Consider the following 22,788-nt stretch of genomic DNA (forward strand, 5'->3'; position numbering starts at 1 on the left):
GATGCTAGTAATACCCAAATAACTCTAGAAAAACCAGCAGAACGAATTGTTTGCTTAGACTTTTTGTGCATAGATATTTTAGCAGAATTAGGTATTAAACCAATAGCAATTGTCGGAGAAGATATGATTTCTTGGATACAAGAACCACACCTATTTGGCAAACTAGTTGAAAAACCTGCTATAATTGGCTCTACAGGTATGATGGAGCCAAATTTAGAACAAATTGTTCAACTTAAACCAGATTTAGTCATTGGTACAAATGGTGCCCACAATAAAACACGGGAAGCACTCAAGGGAGTAGTTAATTTCTATCTACTTTCTGCACCACAAAATTATTCAGGAGCGATCGCTAACCTGAAAAGTATTGCTGAGTTGACAGACAAAACAGCAGAAGTTGAAACTGTAGCAAAAAATTTTCTGGACAAGTTGGAAACCTACAAAGCAAAATCGCCACAAAATCAAACAGTGCTATTCATACATCGTCCACCACCAAACTTTTTTGTAGCTACAGACAAAGCTTTAAATTGTGCAACTATAAATGAAGTTGCTAATTGTTGATCAGCAGAATACAGCAGTGATGCTGTTGCTTTAATTAACTATCTTCCTTTTTCTCTAGAAAGACTTGTAGAGTTAGATCCAGATGTAATTTTTATCTCATCTGGTATTGTAGACAACTATGAAATATTTGTGAATTATTACCAAGATAACCCTTTGTGGGATAACTTAAGAGCAGTGAAAAACAAACGGGTTTACGGTGCTAGCACCTCAAGATTATTTGGTATTGGCACTCGTGGTTTAAGCCAGATGTTAAAGCAGACTATGCCAAAGGTTTATCCAAGTGTGTTTCCTGATTCACAACTATCACAGAGTCAAAATTAATACCTTAATTATTACCTCTCCTTAAAACGGATAGGATTGAACAAAATGATTTTTTTTCTTTTTTATCCTTAAAAGGAGAGGCTTTAGACCTTAATTATTCGGTAAATTTTTCGTTATGTATCAAATTTTAAATTAGCTCAAAAGTCATTTATATCAGTTCTTTAAGGCATTTTATGGCTAAATATGCAACGTCTTTTTTTTAGGTTGCTCTACTTACCCTTGGCAAAATTTGTTTAATGCCTTCATAAAAAATCTGATTGCTGACTTCTAATAGCTAAATGCTTACATATAATTAGATATTAAGAATGGAGGTACAAATTTTGGCAAGAGTAAGAGTTAGACAACACGTTAATCCTTTATCTGACAAATATCAACAGTCAGTAACTATCCCAAATTTAAGTGATATTTATGCAGATATAAACAAACCATTACATTTAGATATTGGTTGTGCTAGAGGTAGGTTTTTATGGCAGATGGCACAGGTAGAACCTGAGTGGAATTTTCTGGGTTTAGAAATACGGGAACCATTAGTTAGAGAAGCTAATAATTTGCGAGATGAACATGGTTTAAATAATCTGCATTATTTGTTTTGTAATGTGAATATTTCCCTGGAAAAAATATTTGAGTATTTGCCAAGAGGAGTATTAAAAAGAGTCTCAATTTTATTTCCCGATCCTTGGTTTAAAAGACGTCATCAAACTCGTCGAGTTGTACAACCACAATTAGTCGAAGATTTGGCAAATTTCTTAACAGTAGGAGGGGAAGTTTTTCTGCATTCTGATATAGAAGAAGTCGCAAAAGAAATGTGCGACCGCTTCTCAGAGCATAGTTTATTTTATGGAAGTTCTAATGATTGGTTAAACGAAAATATTTTGCCAGTTTTTTCAGAAAGAGAAAAGGCAACTTTAGCCAAAAATCAACCTGTTTATAGGGCATTATTTATTAAGTCAGAAGAAGGAAGTCAGAAGTGATATGATGTCGGAAAATTTAATACTATCTAATTTTAAGCCAATATAGTTTTTGTTGGAGGGACTAATTTCTGCTTTTATTTATTTTTATTTTCAATCTTGCGTGGAGTTTCAGGTTCATCACGAAAAATTACTGATAAAATATTTTCCATTAATGGCATTGCTAATAAAGAAAATACTAGAACAATTATAAGCATCTCTATTGTTTTACCAATGTTATTGTTTTCAGGAAAATCTGTTAGTGAACGTGTGTTACTAAATTTTTTTTGTTTTTCATGTATTTTATCTCTGACTTTCTTATATTCTTCTTTTTATTCCCGATCTAATTCTACATCTTTTTTCACATTTTTGACATTTTTTAAATTTTTAAAAAGCAAATTTGCATCATACCATTTTTCTTTTTTTGAAGCTGTAAAAGCGTCCCTTCTTAAATTTTCAATATCATCTTGATTTGCATATTTTGATGTCAAAATTAAATTAGATTGTGATATTGAACTGAAGTTAACAATAGGTGTCTGTTTGCTTAATTTTGCGATTTCAGACGGAAGATATTCATCTAACTTTTTAGGAGTAACTTGCCCACGTCTAAATGCTTTTAATAATGTATGAGTAAAAACCCCCTGTTGAATTTTTGGTTCTTCCCGAGAATATTCATAGCGACTACAGGAAAATATCGATATTTGCCCCATTTTACGTATTTGTTGTTGAGTTTTCTCTCCTATACAGGAGTCTTCATTATCTCGACAAGCATCTATAATTACAATAATTTTATCAGCTCCAATTAGTTGAAGTCTTTGAATTACATAGTTAACTGAAAGACTACTCCCCTCAATATCTTCTACATCGCTATCAGAAACTAAGAGATAATCAATTTGATCGTCTCCCCTACGGCCATGACCAGCAAAGAAAAACCAAAGATCATCTCCCGTCAATAGATAATGTTCTGTTCTCGCGAAAAATCTTCGCAATTTCTTATACTCTGGAAGCTTATCTAGCGGAGAATTATCTGTATAACAGAAGACCTCATCAAAATTTTCTTCCTGAATCAAAAAATCTCTTACCTTTTCAGCATCACTTGCTGCATATTTAAGATCTCTAATATTTTCATCATAGTATTTATTTACTCCAATAGTTATTGCAAATTTAGCCATCCTCCTTTTGTTGGCGTTTAAACTTAAGTTTAATTGCGCCTTTATTTCCTACTAGCCCACCAGAACCTAATAATCTAATCTGCCCTTGTTGACTAATTTCGACTGAGAGTTCAATCTCATCCAATTTAATTTCTTTTTCTTCTGTTTGTTTTTCTGATCTATTTAGCAATCCTTCAATCGTATCTATCAAGCGAGCCATTTCTGATTCTAGAGCATCTATTCTAATAGTCTCTACTTTCATTTTAGCGTTGGTTAAGCTCTCTGAAACAGCTCTAGAAACTTTTCTCGAATATAAGCTCCTTCTACCTTCTTCCTCATCATCTTCAATATCGTTCTCAGTAGAATCATCAATACTATAAGTTATGATTTGAATAGTATCTTCAGACATAAAATAATTGCTCCTTAGTTATTTTCTGACTAACATTTCAACTACTTATAAAAGTTTTTGAACATAATGTAACTCTATCTCTTGATACTATAACCCAAATTCTGCACATTAAAGTGATCTAAATCAATAACTTTAGTGACAGTTTTCACCATTTTTTTGCACTTTTTTTAAAAGCTGATAGCTAGTTAAATCCAAGATCGAAACCACATTCTGAGCTGCCAACTTTGAGGAGATAAAGGTAATCCTAGATAAACAGGCATCCAAAAAACAAACGCTAATAAAATTATAAAAATTACTGTCACTCCTATTATCTTGAGACGAATTTGTCTACTATTTAACCACCTATCAACCCACCAAGAAAATCCCAAGATAGCAAACACTAAAGCTCCCATATAATGATACAAAAAAGTACAACGGCTTACTCTACTCCAAGGTAAAAAATTACTTAGCCAATTTATAACTAAATATACTAACAACCAAATTTCTGAGGCAGGTGGAAATTTAACAATCTGCTTTGGTTTTATTTTTTTATGTCTTGCTTGTCTATTTTTTTCCCAATGCCAAACGCGATTAAATAACATTAAGATTAATAATAAAATTCCCCATGTTGATAACCACCACAAAATAGGATTTCCCATAGCATGAACATCAAAAATTAGGGGATTAACTTTTGGGTCTCCAATATCTGAAGGTAGGGGTGGTAAAGAAGGTTCTGGTTTGTCTAATAAACCCGTATTTTTATAGAAATAAACTACAGGTCTCATCATTAACGGCCAAGTAAACCATTGAGCGCAATAAGGATGAGTATCAACTCCACTGCCAATTCTTTGGTGATAGCTGAAAATCTGTTGCTGCATTTCCAAAAAGCCGTATTTGGGGTTGAGAATAATGTGGGGAATCCAAAGTAGGCTATAAGTAATTATGGGAATAACGAATAAATTTAGAGTCAATTGAATCAGATTTAGTCGAGTTAAATTTTGCCAAGGAGATATATATCCCGATCTCTTTTTGGAAGCAAAAAATTCAATTATCCACGCCAATATCCAGAGTAAATAAATGCCGAGTAAAAATCCTAAACCATTCCATTTAATCGCTGCACTTGCACCAAAAAATATCCCAGATAAAGCCAACCATTTCCTTTGTTTGAATTGGGAATCTTGTAGAGCAATAATTAAATACAAGTGAGCTAATAATCCAAAAATTACTAGATAAATATTATTCAGAGCATAGCGAGACTCTACTAAAAATAATCCATCTAAAGCTATCAGTAAAGCAGCAATCAAACCATAACTCCAACGCTTTGTTAATTGATAGGCGATCGCTCCCACTACCAGAGGAATAAATGAACCTGTTAAAGCATTTACCCACCGATAACTCCAAGAGGCTAAAGTAGAACCTGTTTCATTATTAACTATTTCTTGCCAAAAAGGTAAATGATAACCTATCCAAATACTAATTGCAATAATATATTGACTGAGGGGGGGATGAGCGTTAAAAAATTCTGTTTGAGTCAGGTAATTATTGGCAAATTTAGCATAATAAACTTCGTCAAAAACGAGAGTATTAAAACGACCTAATTGCCAAAATCTCAGGATGACTGAAAATAGAAATATACTAGCCATGCCAATCGTAAACCATCTACTTGATTTATGAGATATTGGTTGCATAATATAGAATTGAGTATAATTGAGTTTCAGAGGGTTTTAATTTTAATATAAAGAAATAAAAAACAGCCCTAAATTGCAAACAAATAGGGCTGTAAGTTAAAAGTTAATATTACATTACATTCCTTTGTCAAAAATGTCAAGTCTTTGCTAGTTAAATTACGTCAAAATAATTATTGACTCAGATGTTAACCTGTTTAATAGTTAATGATTAAAATTTTATCTAGAATTGTAGCTTAATTTGCCTTAAATGCTCCTAATTTCATATTTATTAATGTTGAACTTCTGGGATAATTTTAGGTTGTATTCTTAATCCGATACTTCAAATTAAAAGCATCTCAATTTTGATGTTTAACGGAATAAATTATGGGATTTTTCCTCCTATCCTTAAGAGAAAGGTCTAATTTAAAACAACTCTCTTCCTGACTCGTTACAGTAATTACTCAATACCGAGGATTCACTCCAACAAATAATATTTAACAATAGAAAATCCAAGTATAGCAAAGTTTATGGTAATTGATATCAGAACTTATACCAAATCCGGTTGAGTTATAAGGCAATAAGGTTTCCTGCGGAATGCTGCGCAAACAGATAAGACCAAAATTGATAAGGTATGGAATCATTAGATGAGTTTTTGAGATTACAGAACTGCAAAAAAAAATCCTTAACTGAACTGTATTGAGCTATAGACTCATCTACTTTCCTTCTTCCTTCTTCTTCAAAAAATCCTTAACTGAACTGTATTGAGCTATAAAGGTTATTGCTGAGGGAAGCACTCATGCAAAAGGTAAGAGGTAAAAGGCAAAAGGAAGAATTCAAGATTCAAGAGGTAGTTAAAATACCACTCCGATCAGCGGATTTAGTATTATTTAATTAAAAATTAATTTTTTTTGATAAAATTTATTGTTATAATTAGATATTATACAAAATTAGGAAAGCATAAAATGACAGCACAAATGAATCAAAATTCAAATCAAAATTTACTAGAATTAGTTGATAAAAATTTACCTGTTACAGTTAATCAAACTGTGGAACAAGCAACTCAAAACTTACCGCAACAAGTTAAACAAACTTTGATTAAGCATCGAGTTCCAATTGCAATGGGTGTGGGGGCAGTTGTTTTAACTCCAATTCTTTTACCTTTGTTGAAACCTGTGGCTAAGGCAACTATTAAAACAGGAGTTTCTTTATTGGAAAAAACGAAAGGCGCTCTGGCAGAAACAGTAGAAGTTTTTGGAGATATTGTGGCAGAAGCAAAGGCAGAAGTAGCAGCAGAAACACAACATAAAGCTAACTTAAAAGCGGGTGCATATTCCCAACAAGAATTGAATACAAATAAATCAGGGACTCCATAGATTAAACTATAAATTTGATACTCTCTCCTTGCTTTATTTCGAGAGAGTCATACCAAATTCATGCATAGATAGTTAGAGTGAAAATAGGGAGTAGGAAATAAAGAAAAACTTCCCTTTCAATAATTGAATACAAATAAGTCAGCGACTCCATAGATTAAACTATGAATTTGATACTCTCTCCTTGCTTTATTTCGAGAGACTTATACCAAATTCATGCATAGATAGTTACGGTGAAAATAGGGAGTAGGAAATAGACAAAAACTTCCCTTTTTAATTGTCTCGTATTTCCCAACCACGACTTTTCTTTATCTAATAAAAAAAGTTAATGTAACAGTATTTTTTAAAACTGGCATGAGAATGGGCAAATATATAGTAGAATTAGTCAGCCGAAAATATTGCTATAGTAAATACCTAATACCAAATATCAAAAATTTTGCTACATCTGATTGGGTGGGAGAGCGCTTGAGTAGGGGAGTAGGGGAGGGGTAAAAATAATAATAATATACATTTACTGACTTATAATTGTCAAAAAAATTATTGAATTTTACTGATTACTTAATCGTTGAAGTCTTGGTGAATCAGAGCATTATTTTTGGTAATTAGTATCAGACCAGTTTGATAAATAAATGTTTGTTTCAAATATTTGCGTTACTTTTTAGGACTCAGGAGTCAACAATACCGAGTCATAATAAACAGTTTAAATATAATTTATTAGGGTTAATATCTCTTTTTACTCAAAGGAAGATATCACCTAAAGTATTTTAACTATCCTGATTATTCGTAACATTCTTTTTTCACACTTGGTATAATATCAAGTCCATTTAATTAGTGATGAAAAACCTATTCTCTCGCCACAATGAGAAATTTTCCTATTCTCCCGACTTGGTTAATTTCTAATACCAAATCTCACGTATTATTGCTACATCTTCTTGAGAGTAGGGAGTAGGTAGTAGGGTTTGACCGAATAAGTAGTAATGGCGCTTAATGGCTAGAATCGTTAAAAACATTCCTGAATCTTACTTATTACTTAAGAAATGAAGTCTTGAGCAAGGTCTTGCATTATTTTTGGTAATTGCTATTATTTCTTAGGGTTAATATTTTTTTTACTCAAAGGAAGATATCACCTAAAGTATTTTAACTATCCTGATTATTCGTAACATTCTTTTTTCACGCTTGGTATAATATCAAGTCAGTTTAATTAGTGATGAAAAACTTATCCTCTCGCCACAATGACAAATTCCTCTATTCTCTTGACTCAGTTAATTTATAATCTCATGTCCGTTGGTATAGTCCCATCTAAAAGCTGGGGAAATATCTACCATATTTAAGGGTTTTCCTTCTCTTAAAGCTTCTTGCTTACCTTCCCTATACAATACTGATGCTACCGGACTTGATATAAAACATTCATCAACATTCATCCCGACAGTGAATCAGAAATGACAGTGGGTTTCTTCTGCCAAATTTTGATAAATAGGCTTTGCTGAAAAAAGTTTTTTGGTAAGTGTAGGAGTCAGGAGTCAGTCCTCAGGAGTCACGAGGAACGGGAATTACAAAGGAGGTAGGAGTCAGAATTTTCCCTTGGTTTTTCTGCCGTTGTCTGCCGAAAATGCTAACTTTTTGAGCTTGATAAACCGAAAAGCAGGTACTTTTTTAGATAAAAAAAGGCTAAAATCTTTATATGTCAATGCTTTTATGATTATTCAGCAAGCCCTAAATATTTTGGGTTTCTTTCCTCAACCCAACCTACAGGAGCAAATTATTTATAAAAAACGTTACAGCTATTTAAGCACCTACACAGAATTGATTTCCCACCCTAATTCTCTGTAACCCTTGTAGTAAAAAGGTTTCAATTTGGAAAAATGTGTAATTAATTTTGTGTACCTGCTTATATTGATTTTTTTTGGGGGGAGATTTAATTCTGAAAATCTCCCCCTCATAATTTTAACACCGCCCATCCGTTTGAGATTCTGCTAAATTATTGGCAAATTCTTCGCCTATTTCTGCAAAAGTTTTCTTGCTTTGTTCATATAAAGAAATACCACTTTTAATCATAGCTTTGGCAAGAGGTCTACCCATTTTAGTAACAGTAGGAGCTACTAACGGACCTAATAAAAACACACCTAATCCTAATATGGCAACTTGATTGTTAGTTTGACCATCTTCAACCATTTCTCGGAGGTGAAGAGTTAGCACAGATCTTTTTAAGTGAACAAGTGACATAAGTAATTTTAAGAAGTAATAAGTAAGCAGAAAAAAAGAAGAAAATAAAGTTGATTTTTTTGTAGGACTTGGTTGAGTAAATCAATTATTGGGATTAACCAAGCGGTTACTCATCCACAGGCATTTTCATCTCGGCGACAGCCGAAACGGTCAAGCAAACCGCATTCCTTAAATTAATACTTGCATTCAAATCTCGATCTAAAGGCGCAAATATTTCTGATTCACTTTAGTCAAATAGCAAGTGTTATTTACCGAATAATTAATAACTAATAATTATTAATTAGAGTTATCGCTAAATAGATGGAAAAAATAACTCAAATTAAGACACAGCAGTAATTCCAGACGTTTTGATTTAGGAATAGCTAAAATCCTTACTTGACTTGGGTTTGCCAGTTTTTTTTAGTTATAAAGCGACAAGTCTATTAAATAATTCAGGTTAAAAGCCTCCCCCCATAGGGGAAAAAGCGGTCGGAAAGCGGAGCATTCCGTCAGGATGGGATGGCGAGGTCTCCTCGCTTGCCTCCAATCGACCAAGAGAGCGGTCGTTTGCGGAGCATGGAGTAGGGTGGGATATGGGTTACCTAACCATATCCAATCGACCAACTCGAGAAAAGTGCTAGGATATTTCCTTATATTCAATTCCGTTACGGTTTTAACCAGAGCTAATTATCCATTATCCATTAATAAACACTTTCCAACTGATGCTGCACCAGAGGGCGCAAACTATTTAAACCAGCAGCGATCGCACTACCATTATGGACCACTGTAGCAATTAAAGGATGTAGTCCCACTGTGGAGGCCAACCCCAAAGCCACCAGATTTGGCCCTACTACCATTATAGTATTTTGTTCTATGAGATTTTTAGTTTCCTTAGCAATAGCGATCGCCTCCAACAAACTAGATAAATTATTATTCATCAACACCACATCTGCTGTTTCCCTTGCTACATCCGAACCATCCTCAAAAGAAACCGACACATCTGCATAAGCTAAAGCCACAGAATCATTTAACCCATCCCCCACAAAAGCCACAGTCTTTCCAGCTCGACGCAAATCTCGGACAATAGCAGCCTTTTGGTCAGGAAAAGCCTCCGCATGAACTTGAGACTCTGGAATTCTCAACTCCTGCGCCACTAACTTTGCCCTAACCTCATTATCCCCAGTCAGTAAATGTACTTCCATGCCATACTCTTTCTCCAACCTAACAATTAGAGGCATACTTTCGGGACGAACTGGATCTTTATATTGAATCGCCCCCTGAAACTCCCCATTGCAAGCCACATAAATCAATGATAACCACTCAGAAACCGGACATTCTTGGTTAGGATATTCGCAATTTTCCTGAAAACAAGGATGATGCTCATAAAAACAATCCAAATCAACCCCCGTCTGAATTAAAAACTTCGCACTCCCTACCAAAACATCCTTACCATCAATTTCTGCCTGAATACCCAACCCAACTTTATAATCCCACTCACCCCGTGGGGAAATATTCACCCCCTTTTCTTGAGCATAACGAGCGATCGCCTCTGCCACTGGATGAGTAATACGTTGTTCAGCAGAAGCTGCTAAAGCCAATACTTCTTCTGCACTCATTCGTCCAGCGACAGTTTCCACTCCTACCACAGCAATATTACCTTGAGTCAAAGTACCAGTCTTATCAAAAACAATCGTATCAATATCAGCCAACATTTCCAAAGTACGACCGCTCCTAACCAAAATTCCATGTCTGGTAGTATGATTAAGCGCACCCAAAAATGCCGTAGGAACAGATACCCGAATTCCTGTCACAAAATCGAGGGTAAGAATAGATGCAGTTCTACTGGAGTCCCGAGTTGTAGCTAAGACTATTCCAGCTAAAATTAATGAAGGCAAAATTAACTTGTCTGCCATTTTAGAGGCATAGTTTGCCATTCTCGTGTCATATACTGGAGCTTTTTCTAATAACTCGATACTTGCAGCAGCGCGAGTTTGTTTACCTATCCTTTCTGCTCTGATATAAATTTGACCAGAACGCACCAAAGTCGAAGCATAGACAAAAGTACCTACTTTTCCTACCACTGGCATTGATTCTCCAGTGAGTTGCTGTTGGTCGATGACCGCTTCACCTTGGAACACTTCCCCATCTACAGGTATTTGTTCTCCTGGATAAACTATTACTGTGTCGCCTTGTTTTACTTGGTCGCTTGGTACTTGCAGTTTTTCTCCATCTTGTTCTACCCAGGCAAAACGTCCTATTGCATCTAATAGATCTGAGGTTTGATGTTCGGTTGACCTGGCGGTTTGTTCCCGAATTACATCCCCCAATTCGTGGAGAGTTAGCACTAATGCTGGTGTTAATAGTTTGCCTTGAATTGCGCCGAGGGTTAAGGAGAGGAAGTCGAGACAGTCTATATTAATGCGATGGTTGATAAATAGACTGTGGAAAGCGCGTTTCACTACTGGGAATGCTGCTATAGCTAGGGCGCTAAAACTGAGTTGTGGAGAGATTGGTAATTTTAACGGTCCGCCGAGAAAAGCTAACAAAGTTGCTATACCTGGTATTGCCAAACTTGACCATTCTCCCTCATTTTCGTCTTCTGTTTCTGGTGGTACTTCGGAGTCAACTTTTTGGCTGACAACTGTAATAGGAGAACTATCAACATTTTGCATCAGATAGAGCAGATCAGCTCGTACTTCTGATTCTGATTTGCCTTTAGTCTGATAATTAATTGTGATGGAACCCGCAGCTTGGTTAACTCGAACTTTTTTGACACAGGTATCCAATTCTAATAATTCTTGTACATTTTTAGCATAGTTTTTATCTATAGTCAAGCGCATAACGCGAAATCTGACTCGCCCAGAAATTCCATGAACTAATGATATTGTGGGAGTTTTGACTCCTAGTGCAGATGCTGACCCTTGTTGTTGTGATTTGATAATTTGCATGACTTTAATTGAATTTTTATAAGAAACCGGGTTTATCTCAACGTTGGTTGAAGACCCACGCTCTCCATCCCCCCTAACCCCCCCCTTTGAAAGCAGGGCTGTTTCATTCTCTTGTAAGAGAGATGGGGAGATAGGGAGATGGGGTTAGGGGGGAGATTTCCCAACTATTTGTGGAAAAATCATCAAATTTGTCCCGCAATTATTTTAGTTCATTAATCAATTTTCAGTCGTTTGAGCTACTCTCATCAGAATAATTACTCCCTGAGTAATTAACTGATTCCTGCAAATATCAGTAAATAATCGCATTATTTGGGGATTTTTCTAGGGCTAAACGGCTGTAGAATCCGAAAATCTCTGCTTATTGCTTTTTTAAACAGCCCTGCCCCTTTGAAAGGGGTTAGGGGAGCGACGCAATTGGAAAACCAATCAATTTTGCGGTTTTTACAAGTTTTGTGCTATGGTGGATAAAGTAAAGCTGCTGGGCTAGCAGTGTCAGCGCCAGTCGCTCATGGGGGGAACCCCCAAGACCGCGCTGGCAAGTCTTTAGGAGCGACCGTAAGACCAGAAAGAGGTTTGGCCTATTAGGCAGGTGCGTACTTAAGCAAAAAGACTTAATCCGCGAGGTTTAGGAATCCCGTGTTGTCGCGTCAGCGCAACGTCGCGAGGATGTCAAGAGAGGTAGATATTAGTATGGTGGAACATTTAATATAAGCCCGGTTTCTATGCTTCTTTACCGAATAATTAAGGTTTAAAGCCTCTCCTTTAAAGGAGAAACAAGAAAAAATTTTCCTTTGAGTCTTACCTCTCCTTGAAAAGGAGAGGTAATTATTAATTAGACATCTCCGGAAAAGAGGGAGTACGGAGTAGGGAGTAGGGAGTAGGCGGAAAGAATTGATTATTTATGCGTATGGGATTGATTTAATTAATAATTATCACCAGATGTCTATTATTAATTATTAATTGTTGAAACCTATACTACCGGATATGATATAAATAAAAAGCTTGTTTATTTTCTGGAGATGTTTAATATGATGTCCGCTTGAATAGTTATAATTAAAGCTGGTAGTTTTGCTCTAGCCCAAGGATAGATAGGGCTGAAGCCCTACTACAAACAAAAACTTTTTGATCACTTATTATCCGGACATGATATAGTATAGCAATTCCCAAAAAGCGTGAGGTACAAAATTAGTTTGTTTTAGAGAATAGTAATTCTGGTTCGGTAAAAATAGGAAAAGAAGAAAAACTACTGTACCTGAGTAACTTGAGAAACCCTATCTATATGGAAATCATTAATTTATCTAACTTTTTACTTTTTACTTTTTACTTTTGAGTGTTAACTTATTCCTCTGCTGTACCTGAGTAACTTGAGAAACCCTATATAGAATCATTAATTTCTCTTGCTTTTTACTTTTAATTTTTGAGTGTTAACTTATTCCTCTGCTTCAGATATTTCCTCTTCATCAGAATCAGCCTCTTGAATAATATTCATTAATAACATTCCCATTTCCCAGTCTGACATTCCGTCAGCTTGATATTGGATGACAATACAAGCTGCTGCAGTATTTATCCGCACCTTTAATACATGGGAGTCTGCATTTAACAGTTGTTCTAAACGTTTGGCATAGTCTGGTTCCGATACTACCCTTGGTATTCGCAACCGGATGCGACCAGGAGTAGAATGCACTATGGTGTATGCTGAGCAGTCTTCACTACTAACCGGACTAACTGATTGAGAAATAGTTGTTGCCTCAGTATCAACCACAGGTGCAACTACAGTTACTTTTTGCTCTTTAAGTTGTTCAATAATTTGTCGCACAAAACCAGCAACTGTCAGGTTAACTAGCAGTGCAGTAGCTCCCCGTAGTTTGAATCTATTGGTAATCATCATTCCCACTAGAGGTGGTAGGATAAATTCGATTTCATTATGAGCTTGTAAAAATGCACCTAACTGCTCCCCAGTTGTTTCAATTGGGTTTGTGTTGTTTGTGTAGTTGGAGGTTGTGGTCATTATTTACATCCTTATTAGTTATGAATTATCACCATCAAAGGTTGGCGTTGCTGATTTTAGGTATGAAGTTCCTGACTCAAGCAAATAAAGACTCATTAATAAGGTCAAATCAGATATTCTCCACACTCAGGTTTGGAAAAAACTCCTTTCTCTCCCCTATATCCCACCTACCTGACTCTTGAGATACCATACCAACATTCAGCAACGCCTAAAAACTACCCTGAAGTTTCGGGTACTTCTTCTGCTTCTGCTTCTCCAAACACTACTCGCAGTAGAGGAGGAGCTAAGAATGTTGTAATAATGACCATGAGAATAATTGCTACATCCAAAGCAGGAGATAAAGCACCACTAGCAGAACCAACTGAGGCAAAGACCAAACCAACTTCACCCCGTGGCACCATACCAACACCAATAGCTAAACGGTTAACTGAACCCAAACCAAATACACTAAAACCGCAGGCAACCTTACCGACAATAGCAACTACTATTAAGAAGATCGCAATTACTAAACCTTCCCGGTTAGTAGGAATAGCTGGGTTGAGCACCCCTAGATTAGTTTTTGTCCCCACAGTGACAAAGAAAATTGGCACAATCACATCAGAAATAGGACGAATTAGTTCTTCCAATTCTTTTCCTACTTCCGTTTCATCTAAGTTATCTAAAACTAATCCAGCAGCAAAAGCTCCCAATATTGCTTCCAAATGGATAGCAGTACCAACGTAAGACATAAATAATGCAATTGTCAAAGCTGGAATAACTGCCCTTCCTCGGGTTTTAAATTTTTCAGCAAAGAACACAAAAGTGTCATTAAAGAAACGACCTAGCAATATTGCGCCTACTAAAAATACACTGGCACTAATGATTAGATACACTACATTGATTATATCCACTTCGCCAGTTTTCGCTAAACTTGCTACTACTGCCAGGATAATAATACCCATGACATCATCTATAACTGCAGCACCGAGAATAATTTGACCTTCTTGTGTGTTGAGACGGTTAATTTCTGCTAGTACCCTGGAAGTAATACCGATACTGGTCGCTGTAAGAGCAGCCCCGGCAAAAATTGCTGGTACTGCTGAGACATGAAATATCGCCATCATTCCTGCCGTACCAGCAACAAATGGCAATGTTACTCCAACAGTTGCCACAATTAGGGACTGAACACCAACTTGCATTAAGTCTCTAATGTTAGATTCTAGACCAATTTCAAACAACAAAATGATTACACCAAGTTCTGCTAAAACTTCTAGTACCTCACTTTGGACTTGAAATGTAGCCTCAGCAGCATCAGGAGCTAAACCTGCTGTTGCTTCTAAGAGGCTAATAATTACTGACGAAGAACTATCAGCCCCACTTTCTGGAAAAATTACTAAATTTAGGGCGGAAATACCGATAACTACACCCCCCACCAGTTCTCCTAATACTGGTGGAAAACCCAGCCAGTTAAAAAATTCGCCCCCTGCTTTACTAGCGATATAAATGGCCACTAGGCTCAGAAGCACTCCTGCTACTACCATTGCTGGTTCGGCTCCCGTTTCTGTGGCCGTAGCTAGTATCGGTGCGATTTTTCCTGATAAAGGAAATAAGAAAATTTCACTAAAAAAATTGGACCCTGCTATTAAACTAAACATCAAGTCTTTCTAAATCATCCTGATTTAATGTAACAGGACTTTGGGTAGAGAGGGTTATATTTGGGGTATAAAAATATTTTCTGATGGTTATAAAATATACTAGAGTTAGGCTTTTAGGGTTCGAGATATCTATATAGGGCTTGCTGAATAAATCTGAAACCTTGTGGTATTGAAATTTTTAGCCTTGTTAAGAATACCTTGAAGTGCAAGAAAATAAGTATTTGAGCCTCAAAAACCTTACATTTTTCCAAAAATCCTGGAAAAATGCGCAGCAAAATAGAGATTCAAACTATTACTTGTTGCCTGTTACCGAAAAATTCAGGTATCAAGCCTCTCTAATTCATGGATAAAAAGCGGTCGAGGGTGAATGAGTTACCTAACTATATCCAATCGACCCAGAGAAGAAAAAAATCCTTTTAGCCAATCCTATCCTTTATAAGAAGAGGTAATTATTAATTGTTAATTATTAATTATTAATTATTGAACTACGTTGATAATGAGACTTTTTCAGCAAACCCTATATAGAAATTCACTTCTACAAATAAAATACTCTATGCTGGAGAGATGGCATTTGTCTACGAACTTGTTGTAACCGACTAGGGTCAATTTCTGCGATCGCCACTCCTGGTTTGTCCCCAGTATCTGCCAAAATCAAACCCCAGGGGTCAACTATCATTGCATGGCCATGAGTTTGTCTTCTGCCGTAGTGATTACCTGTTTGAGCTGGGGCAATAATATAACAGCTATTTTCTATAGCCCGCGCTTGGAGTAATACTTGCCAGTGGTCTTTTCCTGTATATGCGGTGAATGCTGCTGGTACAAATAGAACTTCTGCTCCTGCATTTGAGAGATGTCGGTATAGTTCAGGGAATCTTACATCATAGCATACAGATATACCTAAATTTCCATAATCTTTTGATGCATACACTGATGGTAATTGAGTACCTGCTTTGACAGTGTTTGATTCTCGATAGGTATTACCATCGGGTAAGTTAACGTCAAATAAATGTGCTTTTTCATACCTTGCTACTTCTATGCCATTAGGCTCAATTAAAGATGCAACATTGTAGACTTTGCCATCTGTTGTCGGTACTGGATACCCACCTCCTAGAATTGTGATTTGGTATTTTTGAGCAATTGTTTTGAGAAATTTTTCACTTGCTGTGGCGATCGCTTCTGCTTGAGATATTTTTTCTTCCTCTTCACCCAAGAAGGGAAAATTTTCGGGTAAGGTAACTAATTCTGCACCTTGACGGATAGCTAAGTCTATTAATTCTTCTGCTTGTGCTAAATTTTTTGACAAGTCAGGTACGCTTGTCATGGATATTGCGGCAGCGAGATAGGATTTCATTAAGTCAGTTTTTCAGGGGTCTTAAAGTTTTGGATTTTACCTTTCTTGTATAGGGTTTCTTACCAAGGCTGAGATATACAAGTTTTGGTTTTTAGGGAAAAGGGTATCAGGAATAGGTGAATATCGATAAATATTCTACCTCATTAATATCACAACTACTATATATAGGATGGTGTCAGAAATCAAATTTTCAAATTTATTTAGTTGAGAATATTGATTTCTGCATCCACCACTATTTTTAACCAATTGAGGCTGAATTTGATCTAAATGGTTTGTCAGACTATTACATTCAATCTTAATATTTCAATAGTTCAGACAAATTTTTACTTAACCCAAAATGTTAACTTTTCTGCTTTTACATTGGATGGAAAAGCAGGTCTGGGAAAAAGCGATTAAATTCGATTAAAATTCCGGCTGTGACAGTCATCCAAATTGCAGCCAAAACAGGGGCTGTGGACAGATACTTAAGTAAGTCTTGCATTAATATTTCTCCTGAAACTGATTTTTAAATCAGGTATTGTTCAGCAAATGTTAATTAGCTATCAGCTTTTAGCATTCAGCTATCAGCTTTTACTGGGTTAAAATTCCCCCAAAATATTTTTTAGGAGAGCTTTAAATCCCCCTTCTCGAACGTTAAAAAAAATGATCTTGCTAATTGCTGACCGCTTCTTTTCAACATTGTTTTAGATAAGGTTGGTAATTATTAATTAGTATTTTTATACTGACTAAAATTACCTAATTTTAACTGCTCCGTCGGTCACTTTTCTAGCGAGGGGAAACAGTAATTTCGTTGTCTTTAGCAAACATTTTGCCAGAGGTATATTCCCCGAATGCCAGCACAGGCCATAAAAAGCCACCTAGCATTTTTTGGATTGCTAAAGGTACATCAATAATAATCTCTTTTTCTTCTGTATTTTTCTCAGATTTAATTGTTTGAAGATAAGAACGACCTACCCAACCAATCCAACCTGTAATATACAAGAACAAAATCCCAGGAATGGTGAAGTCGCCAGCGTGGTTCCAGCTTCCATCTACTATTAAATGAGGTAGACCGTCTTCTCCACAAAGTTGTTGAGAATAACGTTCAAATCGTTTTGTACCAGATTCGGGATCGCTGGTAGTAGGGCGAGCATTTTCAGCTAGTGCCTGAAAAGCAGGTGATTCTGAACAGGGTACCAAGTTATATGCTGATGCTGCAGGTACACAAGTTACCCAAAGACTAATGGCTAAAACTAAAGCCAACAATCGTCTCATGGAATTGTTTCCTTTTATTACAAAGTGTTGACAATTATCCATACTTCTGTTGCTAAATTAAGCTAAAAGTAGGGATTTTCTGATTGAGATTTTCCCAACTCCAAAAGCGATTGTTTTGAAGTGGTATTCTTGACTTGACAATCAAGATTTTCTGTTTCCATAAATGCTAGATAGGCCAATATTTATGTAATGGCTTCTGCATCTTATCCACAGACATTTTTACCACGATATGCTCCACCGCAGGTATTTCTTGTTTGTTTGATTTTACAATACTTTATTCATCACAACACCAAATTTATTTAGTGCTAGTATTTTGACTATATTAATATCAATTTATGTAGCAATGACAAGGGTTTTAGCTATAGAAACAAGCTGTGATGAAACATCTGTGGCAATTGTTAAGAATCGTCAAGTTTTAAGTAATATTGTAAAGTCACAAATTAATATTCATAGCTTTTATGGAGGTGTAGTTCCAGAAGTAGCCTCACGGCAACATTTAGAAATAATTAATCAGGCGATCGCTCAAGCTTTGATAGAGGCAGATTTAGATTGGCCAGATATTGATGGTATTGGAGCTACTTGTGCTCCTGGTTTAGTTGGCGCTTTGTTAGTGGGTCTAACAGCAGCAAAAACTCTGGCTATTGTCCATGAAAAGCCATTTGTGGGAGTCCATCATTTAGAAGGTCATATTTATGCAACTTATCTAGAGCAACCAGACTTAAAACCACCTTTTCTGTGTTTGTTGGTTTCTGGAGGTCATACCAGTTTGATTTATGTCAAAGACTGTGGGGAATATGAAACTTTAGGCCAAACAAGAGATGATGCAGCAGGAGAAGCTTTTGACAAAGTAGCTAGATTATTAAAGCTTGGTTATCCAGGCGGCCCAATAATTGATAAATTAGCAGCAGAAGGGAATAAATTAGCCTTTGCTCTTCCTGAAGGAAAAATTTCCTTGCCAGGAGGAGGTTATCATCCTTATGATTTTAGTTTCAGTGGACTAAAAACTGCCGTATTGCGATTAGTTCAGAAATTAGAACAACAGGGTAGTGAGTTATTATCTGGGTCTTCCCTAACTAGGGACATTGCAGCTAGCTTTCAAGAAACTGTAGCAAAGGGGTTAACAAAAAGAGCGATCGCCTGTGCGTTAGACTATGGCCTAAATACAATTGCTATTGGTGGAGGTGTAGCAGCTAATAGTGGTTTGCGATGGCACTTAAGTAGAGCAGCAGCGAGTCATAATTTGCAGGTACTATTTCCGCCACTAAAATTTTGTACCGATAATGCGGCTATGATTGGTTGTGCTGCGGCTGACCATCTCAGTCGTGGCCATATTTCATCTCTTAACTTAGGAGCCAATTCTCGAATGGGTATTCAAGATGTGATGGAATTATACAAATTTCATTAGACATCTCCATAAAAACTATGCTTTACCCATAAGTCTTGAAACCCTTTTCTGATAGGGAGATGGGGGGATGGGGGGATGGGGGGATTTCACAGGGGTAGGTTTTTTACCTTTGATCTAAAAGAAGTGTGGGGAGAGGGGGACCCACCCCTAACCCCTCCGGTGGAGGGGAAGAGGGGGAGGAGGGGGGAGTTTATAGCTATTTATTGTATAAAAAAGTACATTTTTTTGAGAATTTTTAACTGAATCAAAGCGAGTGATCGCTCCTTTGTTAAAAACCTACCCCTGTAAGAGATGGGGGGATGGGGGGAGTGTGGGAGAAATTAAAAAATATATATCCTCACCATTACCATGCAGGACTACCAATTTTTGATTTTTGGAGAGGTATAGTGGGTTGAGCTATTAGAGTAGTCATAAGCCACGAGTCAGAACTTGGGAGGTAAAGTCGCAAGTATATGACTTTATACCACTATCAGAATTTATACCAAGACTATATATTTTTTTGATAGATAGGATTGGCTGAAAAAGTCTTATGAGTGAGGGTAGGAGAGGAGTCAGGAGTTAGGAGTCAGGTAGGGGAGCCGTCGAATTGTGGACGTACAGGAGAAATGGGAATTATAGAGGAGGTAGGAGGAAGAATTCTCCCTTGATTTTTCCGCCCTTGTCTGCTCAAAAAGTCAGCTTTTTGAGCTTTTTAGACCGAAAAGCTTCAACTTTTTTCGATAAAAAAGGCTTTAGCCTTTATCTGTCAATACTTTGATAATTAATCAGCAAGCCCTAGATAGTAATTTAAAACTATAGTGCCACACTATACATGGAGTTTATCAATTGGGAAGAATTTCTAGGATTATCTAGATTTTTAGAAGGTGCTACATCAGTAATGAAAATTAGAAATGCTGGAGCAAAAGACTTAGCTGTAATTGTAGAAATTTATAATGCCTCAATCCCTAGTCGTATTGCTAGTGCAGATTTGGAACTTATATCGGTTGAGAGTCGTATTTCCTGGTATCAAGAACACTCACCAAATAGTCGTCCTATTTTGGTCATAGAATTGGATGATAAAGTTGTTGGGTGGCTGAGTTTTCAGTCTTTCTATGGCAGACCAGCATATCAAGCTACAGCAGAAGTAAGTATATATGTTGCTCCTAAATATAAAGGTCAAGGAATAGGAAAAAAATTACTTTCAGAGGCAATTTATCGTAGTCCTCAGTTGGGAATTAAGACTTTACTCGGCTTTATATTTGCTCATAATATTCCTAGTTTAAGTCTATTTGATAAATTTGGTTTTCAACGTTGGGGTTATTTACCAAAAGTAGCTGATTTAGATGGAACTAGGCGAGATTTAGTGATTGTGGGGCTTCATATTGAGGAATTCAACAATTAATAATTAACAATTAATAATTAATAAGAGCTGATTTATAAAGTAAATATTAAGAGGCTGAATTTATTGCAATATAACCCACATTCCGCACTTCTTAACATTTGATTGATAAGTAAAATTTATGCTTTGCTTGTAGGTCTTAGCCAATAAGTGTTTCAGCTATTAGGTATAAAATCCTTGAATATAAATATTTATTACTGAAATTCTCATAAAACAAGGAAAATTAGCGATCTCAATTTCTGTAAGTACCTTTTATCGTTTAAGGAATTTTGCAAGTGTAAAGAGATATAAAGATATATTGAGATCTGCGGAATGTGGGATACAAGGGTTTTAGTAGTTAGAGTCCAATAATACCTAAATCTATGAAAGTTAGGTGATATAAGGGTTTTAGATAAGTTTACAAATCAGCTCTAATTACCTCTTCTTATAAAGAAGAGGATTGGGCTAAAAAGAATTTTTTTCTTTTTTCTCCATTAATGGAGTGGATATGTATAACAGAACTTACACACCCGAACCTAGAAACCTGGTTTTTCTTAACAATCGGATTTATTTGGACAAACCCTAGCCAAAATAAAAAATAATGTTATATTAGGCAGCAAAATTTCAAACCAAATTTTTATCTCAACTTTGAGATAAACCAATTAAGTTGTATTTGGACAAAAAGAACAATTGTTAGGGTAATATTTACACTAATTTTAACGAAAAAATGGTGGTGGTGCATAGTAATGGTAAAGGAAGCAACGGGAGTGTGGGGAGATTGGGAGATTGGGAGATTGGGAGATTGGGGGATTGGGAGATTGGGAGATTGGGGGATTGGGAGATGGGGAGATGGGGAGATGGGGAGATGGGGAGAAATTAAAAAATATATATCCTCACCATTACCATGCAGGACTACCGAAAAAATATCTTCTCCCTACTCCCCCATTCCTTTTTTGACTGTAACTATCTATGCATGAATATTAGAGGCTATATCTCCTAATTATTATCAATTTGCAGCAACTTTTTTCCAATTTTTATAATAATTTAGGAATGATTCATTGCAAAAAACTTTTAATATGGGTAGCCACAATATCAGGTTTTTCTAACATTGATAGATGACCGCATTCGGGAATTTCTAGGACATTTGCACCGCAACCTTGAAACATCCAGTGAAAACTAGCTAAATGTCGTACATATTTAGGCTCCATGACTTTATCTTTGGCTCCGACAATAAAGTAAACAGGTTGTTTTAAATCTGATACTACTTGTGGGAGTCGATTAACCTCTGATTCTGTAGTGGACTCTAATAAACTTCCTAGGGAAGCTTCATAAGATGCGGCAACGAAATCGAATAATAGTTGTCGTCCCCATTTACGAGAGAGGGGAGTAACCACTTGAGTCTTGGTATATATTTGTTCAATCAAAGGTAGATAAGGTAGCCAACGAGGACGAAATTTAATTATTTGTGCCCCTGCGAATCTAAATCGCTCAAATTCTTCTTTAAGATAAATTCCGCCACCAGAGTTGATACATACTACTGTTTTAATAATGTCGAGGATTTTATATGCTCCGTTTAGAGCAATAGTCCCTCCCAAGGAATGACCTATTAAGCAGGCACTAGAGATGTTGAGTTTTGCTAGTAGTATTGCTAAGTCTTCAACATAAGCGGTAAGACTGTAGGTAGAAACTAATTTTTTTTGGGTTGAGTCGATTTGAGAATCACCGAATCCGCGCAAGTCGTAAGATAAACACTGGTAATCTGCTGATAGTCTTTGGATCAAAGGTTGCCAGTAATTACGGCTTAAAAGCCAGCCATGTATAAATACAAGTACATAGGGGGATGAAGTGGGGGTCGTCAATTCATAGGTATGTGGAACCCCTCGAATATCTATATTTGCCATATTTTTATCTTAATCCTGAATTGGCAATGAATAATGAACAGCGGTTTATGTCTAAAACCGCTGTTCATTTGCGATGGAATATTTGATGTATTACACAGAGCTATTGGATAAGTCCAAAACGCCTCTTTGACATCTTCCCGACGTTGTGATTATGCGAAAATGCGGGATATCCAAACCTTACGTTAGTGTTTGCACAGCATGACCGAGGAAAGCTCCTGCGCAGGAGACTTTGAGTTTCTGTTGCCTTTTCCAGAGGAGCTGCGCTTTTCATGTCGCGTATCGAAACATAGCACCTGTCTCTGGGGTCGAACCTCTTTTCGCTCTTA

The 22,788-nt window shown here is 36.4% G+C and carries 17 protein-coding genes and 1 pseudogene; 7 read left to right on the top strand and 11 right to left on the bottom strand.

What is annotated here, in order from left to right; all coding sequences use genetic code 11:
• The first annotated feature begins 45 nt into the window (after positions 1 to 45).
• A pseudogene (locus ACP6PM_RS32270) lies at positions 46 to 879 on the top strand (ABC transporter substrate-binding protein).
• 320 nt (positions 880 to 1,199) lie between these two features.
• Entirely contained in the window at positions 1,200 to 1,850 is a 651-nt protein-coding gene (trmB, locus tag ACP6PM_RS32275; RefSeq protein WP_426590974.1) for a tRNA (guanosine(46)-N7)-methyltransferase TrmB, read from the top strand.
• Positions 1,851 to 2,158: 308 nt separating this feature from the next.
• On the opposite strand, the gene ACP6PM_RS32280 is transcribed toward trmB, so the two are convergent.
• The 3 genes from ACP6PM_RS32280 to ACP6PM_RS32290 form a co-directional block, all read right to left on the bottom strand.
• Positions 2,159 to 2,998: a caspase family protein gene (locus ACP6PM_RS32280; RefSeq protein ID WP_426590946.1), complete on the bottom strand. Its 840-nt coding sequence runs from the start codon at positions 2,996 to 2,998 to the stop codon at positions 2,159 to 2,161.
• Positions 2,991 to 3,386, bottom strand: coding sequence for a Pepco domain-containing protein (locus ACP6PM_RS32285; protein ID WP_426590947.1), 396 nt, complete (start codon positions 3,384 to 3,386; stop codon positions 2,991 to 2,993). Before ACP6PM_RS32285 ends, ACP6PM_RS32280 begins: the two co-directional genes overlap by 8 nt.
• A gap of 185 nt (positions 3,387 to 3,571) precedes the next feature.
• Positions 3,572 to 5,053 carry a dolichyl-phosphate-mannose--protein mannosyltransferase gene (locus tag ACP6PM_RS32290; protein ID WP_426590948.1) on the bottom strand — a complete coding sequence of 494 codons (1,482 nt, stop codon included), beginning with the start codon at positions 5,051 to 5,053 and terminating at the stop codon, positions 3,572 to 3,574.
• A gap of 941 nt (positions 5,054 to 5,994) precedes the next feature.
• Here ACP6PM_RS32290 and ACP6PM_RS32295 point away from each other — a divergent pair.
• A complete protein-coding gene (locus tag ACP6PM_RS32295) occupies positions 5,995 to 6,405 on the top strand; it encodes a DUF5132 domain-containing protein (RefSeq protein ID WP_426590949.1) in 411 nt (136 codons plus the stop codon).
• Between the two features lie 1,578 nt (positions 6,406 to 7,983).
• A complete protein-coding gene (locus ACP6PM_RS32300; RefSeq protein ID WP_426590950.1) occupies positions 7,984 to 8,232 on the top strand; it encodes a hypothetical protein in 249 nt (82 codons plus the stop codon).
• Positions 8,233 to 8,346: 114 nt separating this feature from the next.
• On the opposite strand, the gene ACP6PM_RS32305 is transcribed toward ACP6PM_RS32300, so the two are convergent.
• From ACP6PM_RS32305 to ACP6PM_RS32335, 7 genes are all read right to left on the bottom strand, one after another.
• Positions 8,347 to 8,598, bottom strand: a complete 252-nt coding sequence (locus ACP6PM_RS32305; protein WP_426590951.1) for a DUF5132 domain-containing protein — start codon at positions 8,596 to 8,598, stop codon at positions 8,347 to 8,349.
• 707 nt (positions 8,599 to 9,305) lie between these two features.
• Entirely contained in the window at positions 9,306 to 11,552 is a 2,247-nt protein-coding gene (locus ACP6PM_RS32310; protein WP_426590952.1) for a heavy metal translocating P-type ATPase, read from the bottom strand.
• Positions 11,553 to 12,981: 1,429 nt separating this feature from the next.
• Positions 12,982 to 13,560, bottom strand: a complete 579-nt coding sequence (locus ACP6PM_RS32315; protein WP_426590953.1) for an HMA2 domain-containing protein — start codon at positions 13,558 to 13,560, stop codon at positions 12,982 to 12,984.
• 215 nt (positions 13,561 to 13,775) lie between these two features.
• Positions 13,776 to 15,194 carry a cation:proton antiporter gene (locus ACP6PM_RS32320; protein WP_426590954.1) on the bottom strand — a complete coding sequence of 473 codons (1,419 nt, stop codon included), beginning with the start codon at positions 15,192 to 15,194 and terminating at the stop codon, positions 13,776 to 13,778.
• Positions 15,195 to 15,729: 535 nt separating this feature from the next.
• Positions 15,730 to 16,545 (bottom strand): carbon-nitrogen hydrolase family protein, encoded by an 816-nt coding sequence (locus ACP6PM_RS32325; protein WP_293102290.1) that lies wholly within the window; start codon positions 16,543 to 16,545, stop codon positions 15,730 to 15,732.
• Between the two features lie 355 nt (positions 16,546 to 16,900).
• On the bottom strand, positions 16,901 to 17,026 hold the full coding sequence (gene psaJ, locus ACP6PM_RS32330) for a photosystem I reaction center subunit IX (RefSeq protein WP_293102293.1): 126 nt from the start codon (positions 17,024 to 17,026) through the stop codon (positions 16,901 to 16,903).
• Positions 17,027 to 17,310: 284 nt separating this feature from the next.
• Positions 17,311 to 17,799: a Photosystem I reaction center subunit III gene (locus ACP6PM_RS32335; protein WP_426590955.1), complete on the bottom strand. Its 489-nt coding sequence runs from the start codon at positions 17,797 to 17,799 to the stop codon at positions 17,311 to 17,313.
• 343 nt (positions 17,800 to 18,142) lie between these two features.
• Between ACP6PM_RS32335 and tsaD the strand changes: the two genes are divergently transcribed.
• From tsaD to ACP6PM_RS32350, 3 genes are all read left to right on the top strand, one after another.
• Positions 18,143 to 19,204 carry a tRNA (adenosine(37)-N6)-threonylcarbamoyltransferase complex transferase subunit TsaD gene (tsaD, locus tag ACP6PM_RS32340; RefSeq protein ID WP_426590956.1) on the top strand — a complete coding sequence of 354 codons (1,062 nt, stop codon included), beginning with the start codon at positions 18,143 to 18,145 and terminating at the stop codon, positions 19,202 to 19,204.
• An 877-nt stretch (positions 19,205 to 20,081) separates the two neighbouring features.
• Complete coding sequence (locus tag ACP6PM_RS32345; RefSeq protein WP_426590975.1) at positions 20,082 to 20,585, top strand: GNAT family N-acetyltransferase; 504 nt, start codon at positions 20,082 to 20,084, stop codon at positions 20,583 to 20,585.
• Between the two features lie 722 nt (positions 20,586 to 21,307).
• Entirely contained in the window at positions 21,308 to 21,538 is a 231-nt protein-coding gene (locus tag ACP6PM_RS32350) for a hypothetical protein (protein WP_426590957.1), read from the top strand.
• A 78-nt stretch (positions 21,539 to 21,616) separates the two neighbouring features.
• Here ACP6PM_RS32350 and ACP6PM_RS32355 read toward each other — a convergent pair whose 3' ends face one another.
• On the bottom strand, positions 21,617 to 22,462 hold the full coding sequence (locus ACP6PM_RS32355; protein ID WP_426590958.1) for an alpha/beta fold hydrolase: 846 nt from the start codon (positions 22,460 to 22,462) through the stop codon (positions 21,617 to 21,619).
• Positions 22,463 to 22,788: the final 326 nt, after the last annotated feature.

It is taken from the genome of Dapis brunnea BLCC-M229, assembly GCF_050015995.1.
Taxonomy (GTDB): Bacteria; Cyanobacteriota; Cyanobacteriia; order Cyanobacteriales; family Microcoleaceae; genus Trichodesmium.

What these genes read in the sequence shown, in the direction of transcription:
- ACP6PM_RS32310 (WP_426590952.1), bottom strand. Translation starts at nt 11,552, where the DNA reads ATGCAAATTATCAAATCACAACAACAAGGGTCAGCATCTGCACTAGGA.
- ACP6PM_RS32290 (WP_426590948.1), bottom strand. Translation starts at nt 5,053, where the DNA reads ATGCAACCAATATCTCATAAATCAAGTAGATGGTTTACGATTGGCATG.
- ACP6PM_RS32345 (WP_426590975.1), top strand. Translation starts at nt 20,082, where the DNA reads ATGAAAATTAGAAATGCTGGAGCAAAAGACTTAGCTGTAATTGTAGAA.
- ACP6PM_RS32295 (WP_426590949.1), top strand. Translation starts at nt 5,995, where the DNA reads ATGACAGCACAAATGAATCAAAATTCAAATCAAAATTTACTAGAATTA.
- ACP6PM_RS32325 (WP_293102290.1), bottom strand. Translation starts at nt 16,545, where the DNA reads ATGAAATCCTATCTCGCTGCCGCAATATCCATGACAAGCGTACCTGAC.
- ACP6PM_RS32335 (WP_426590955.1), bottom strand. Translation starts at nt 17,799, where the DNA reads ATGAGACGATTGTTGGCTTTAGTTTTAGCCATTAGTCTTTGGGTAACT.
- ACP6PM_RS32320 (WP_426590954.1), bottom strand. Translation starts at nt 15,194, where the DNA reads ATGTTTAGTTTAATAGCAGGGTCCAATTTTTTTAGTGAAATTTTCTTA.
- ACP6PM_RS32350 (WP_426590957.1), top strand. Translation starts at nt 21,308, where the DNA reads ATGGTAAAGGAAGCAACGGGAGTGTGGGGAGATTGGGAGATTGGGAGA.
- ACP6PM_RS32280 (WP_426590946.1), bottom strand. Translation starts at nt 2,998, where the DNA reads ATGGCTAAATTTGCAATAACTATTGGAGTAAATAAATACTATGATGAA.
- ACP6PM_RS32315 (WP_426590953.1), bottom strand. Translation starts at nt 13,560, where the DNA reads ATGACCACAACCTCCAACTACACAAACAACACAAACCCAATTGAAACA.
- psaJ (WP_293102293.1), bottom strand. Translation starts at nt 17,026, where the DNA reads ATGCAAGACTTACTTAAGTATCTGTCCACAGCCCCTGTTTTGGCTGCA.
- ACP6PM_RS32355 (WP_426590958.1), bottom strand. Translation starts at nt 22,462, where the DNA reads ATGGCAAATATAGATATTCGAGGGGTTCCACATACCTATGAATTGACG.
- ACP6PM_RS32285 (WP_426590947.1), bottom strand. Translation starts at nt 3,386, where the DNA reads ATGTCTGAAGATACTATTCAAATCATAACTTATAGTATTGATGATTCT.
- tsaD (WP_426590956.1), top strand. Translation starts at nt 18,143, where the DNA reads ATGACAAGGGTTTTAGCTATAGAAACAAGCTGTGATGAAACATCTGTG.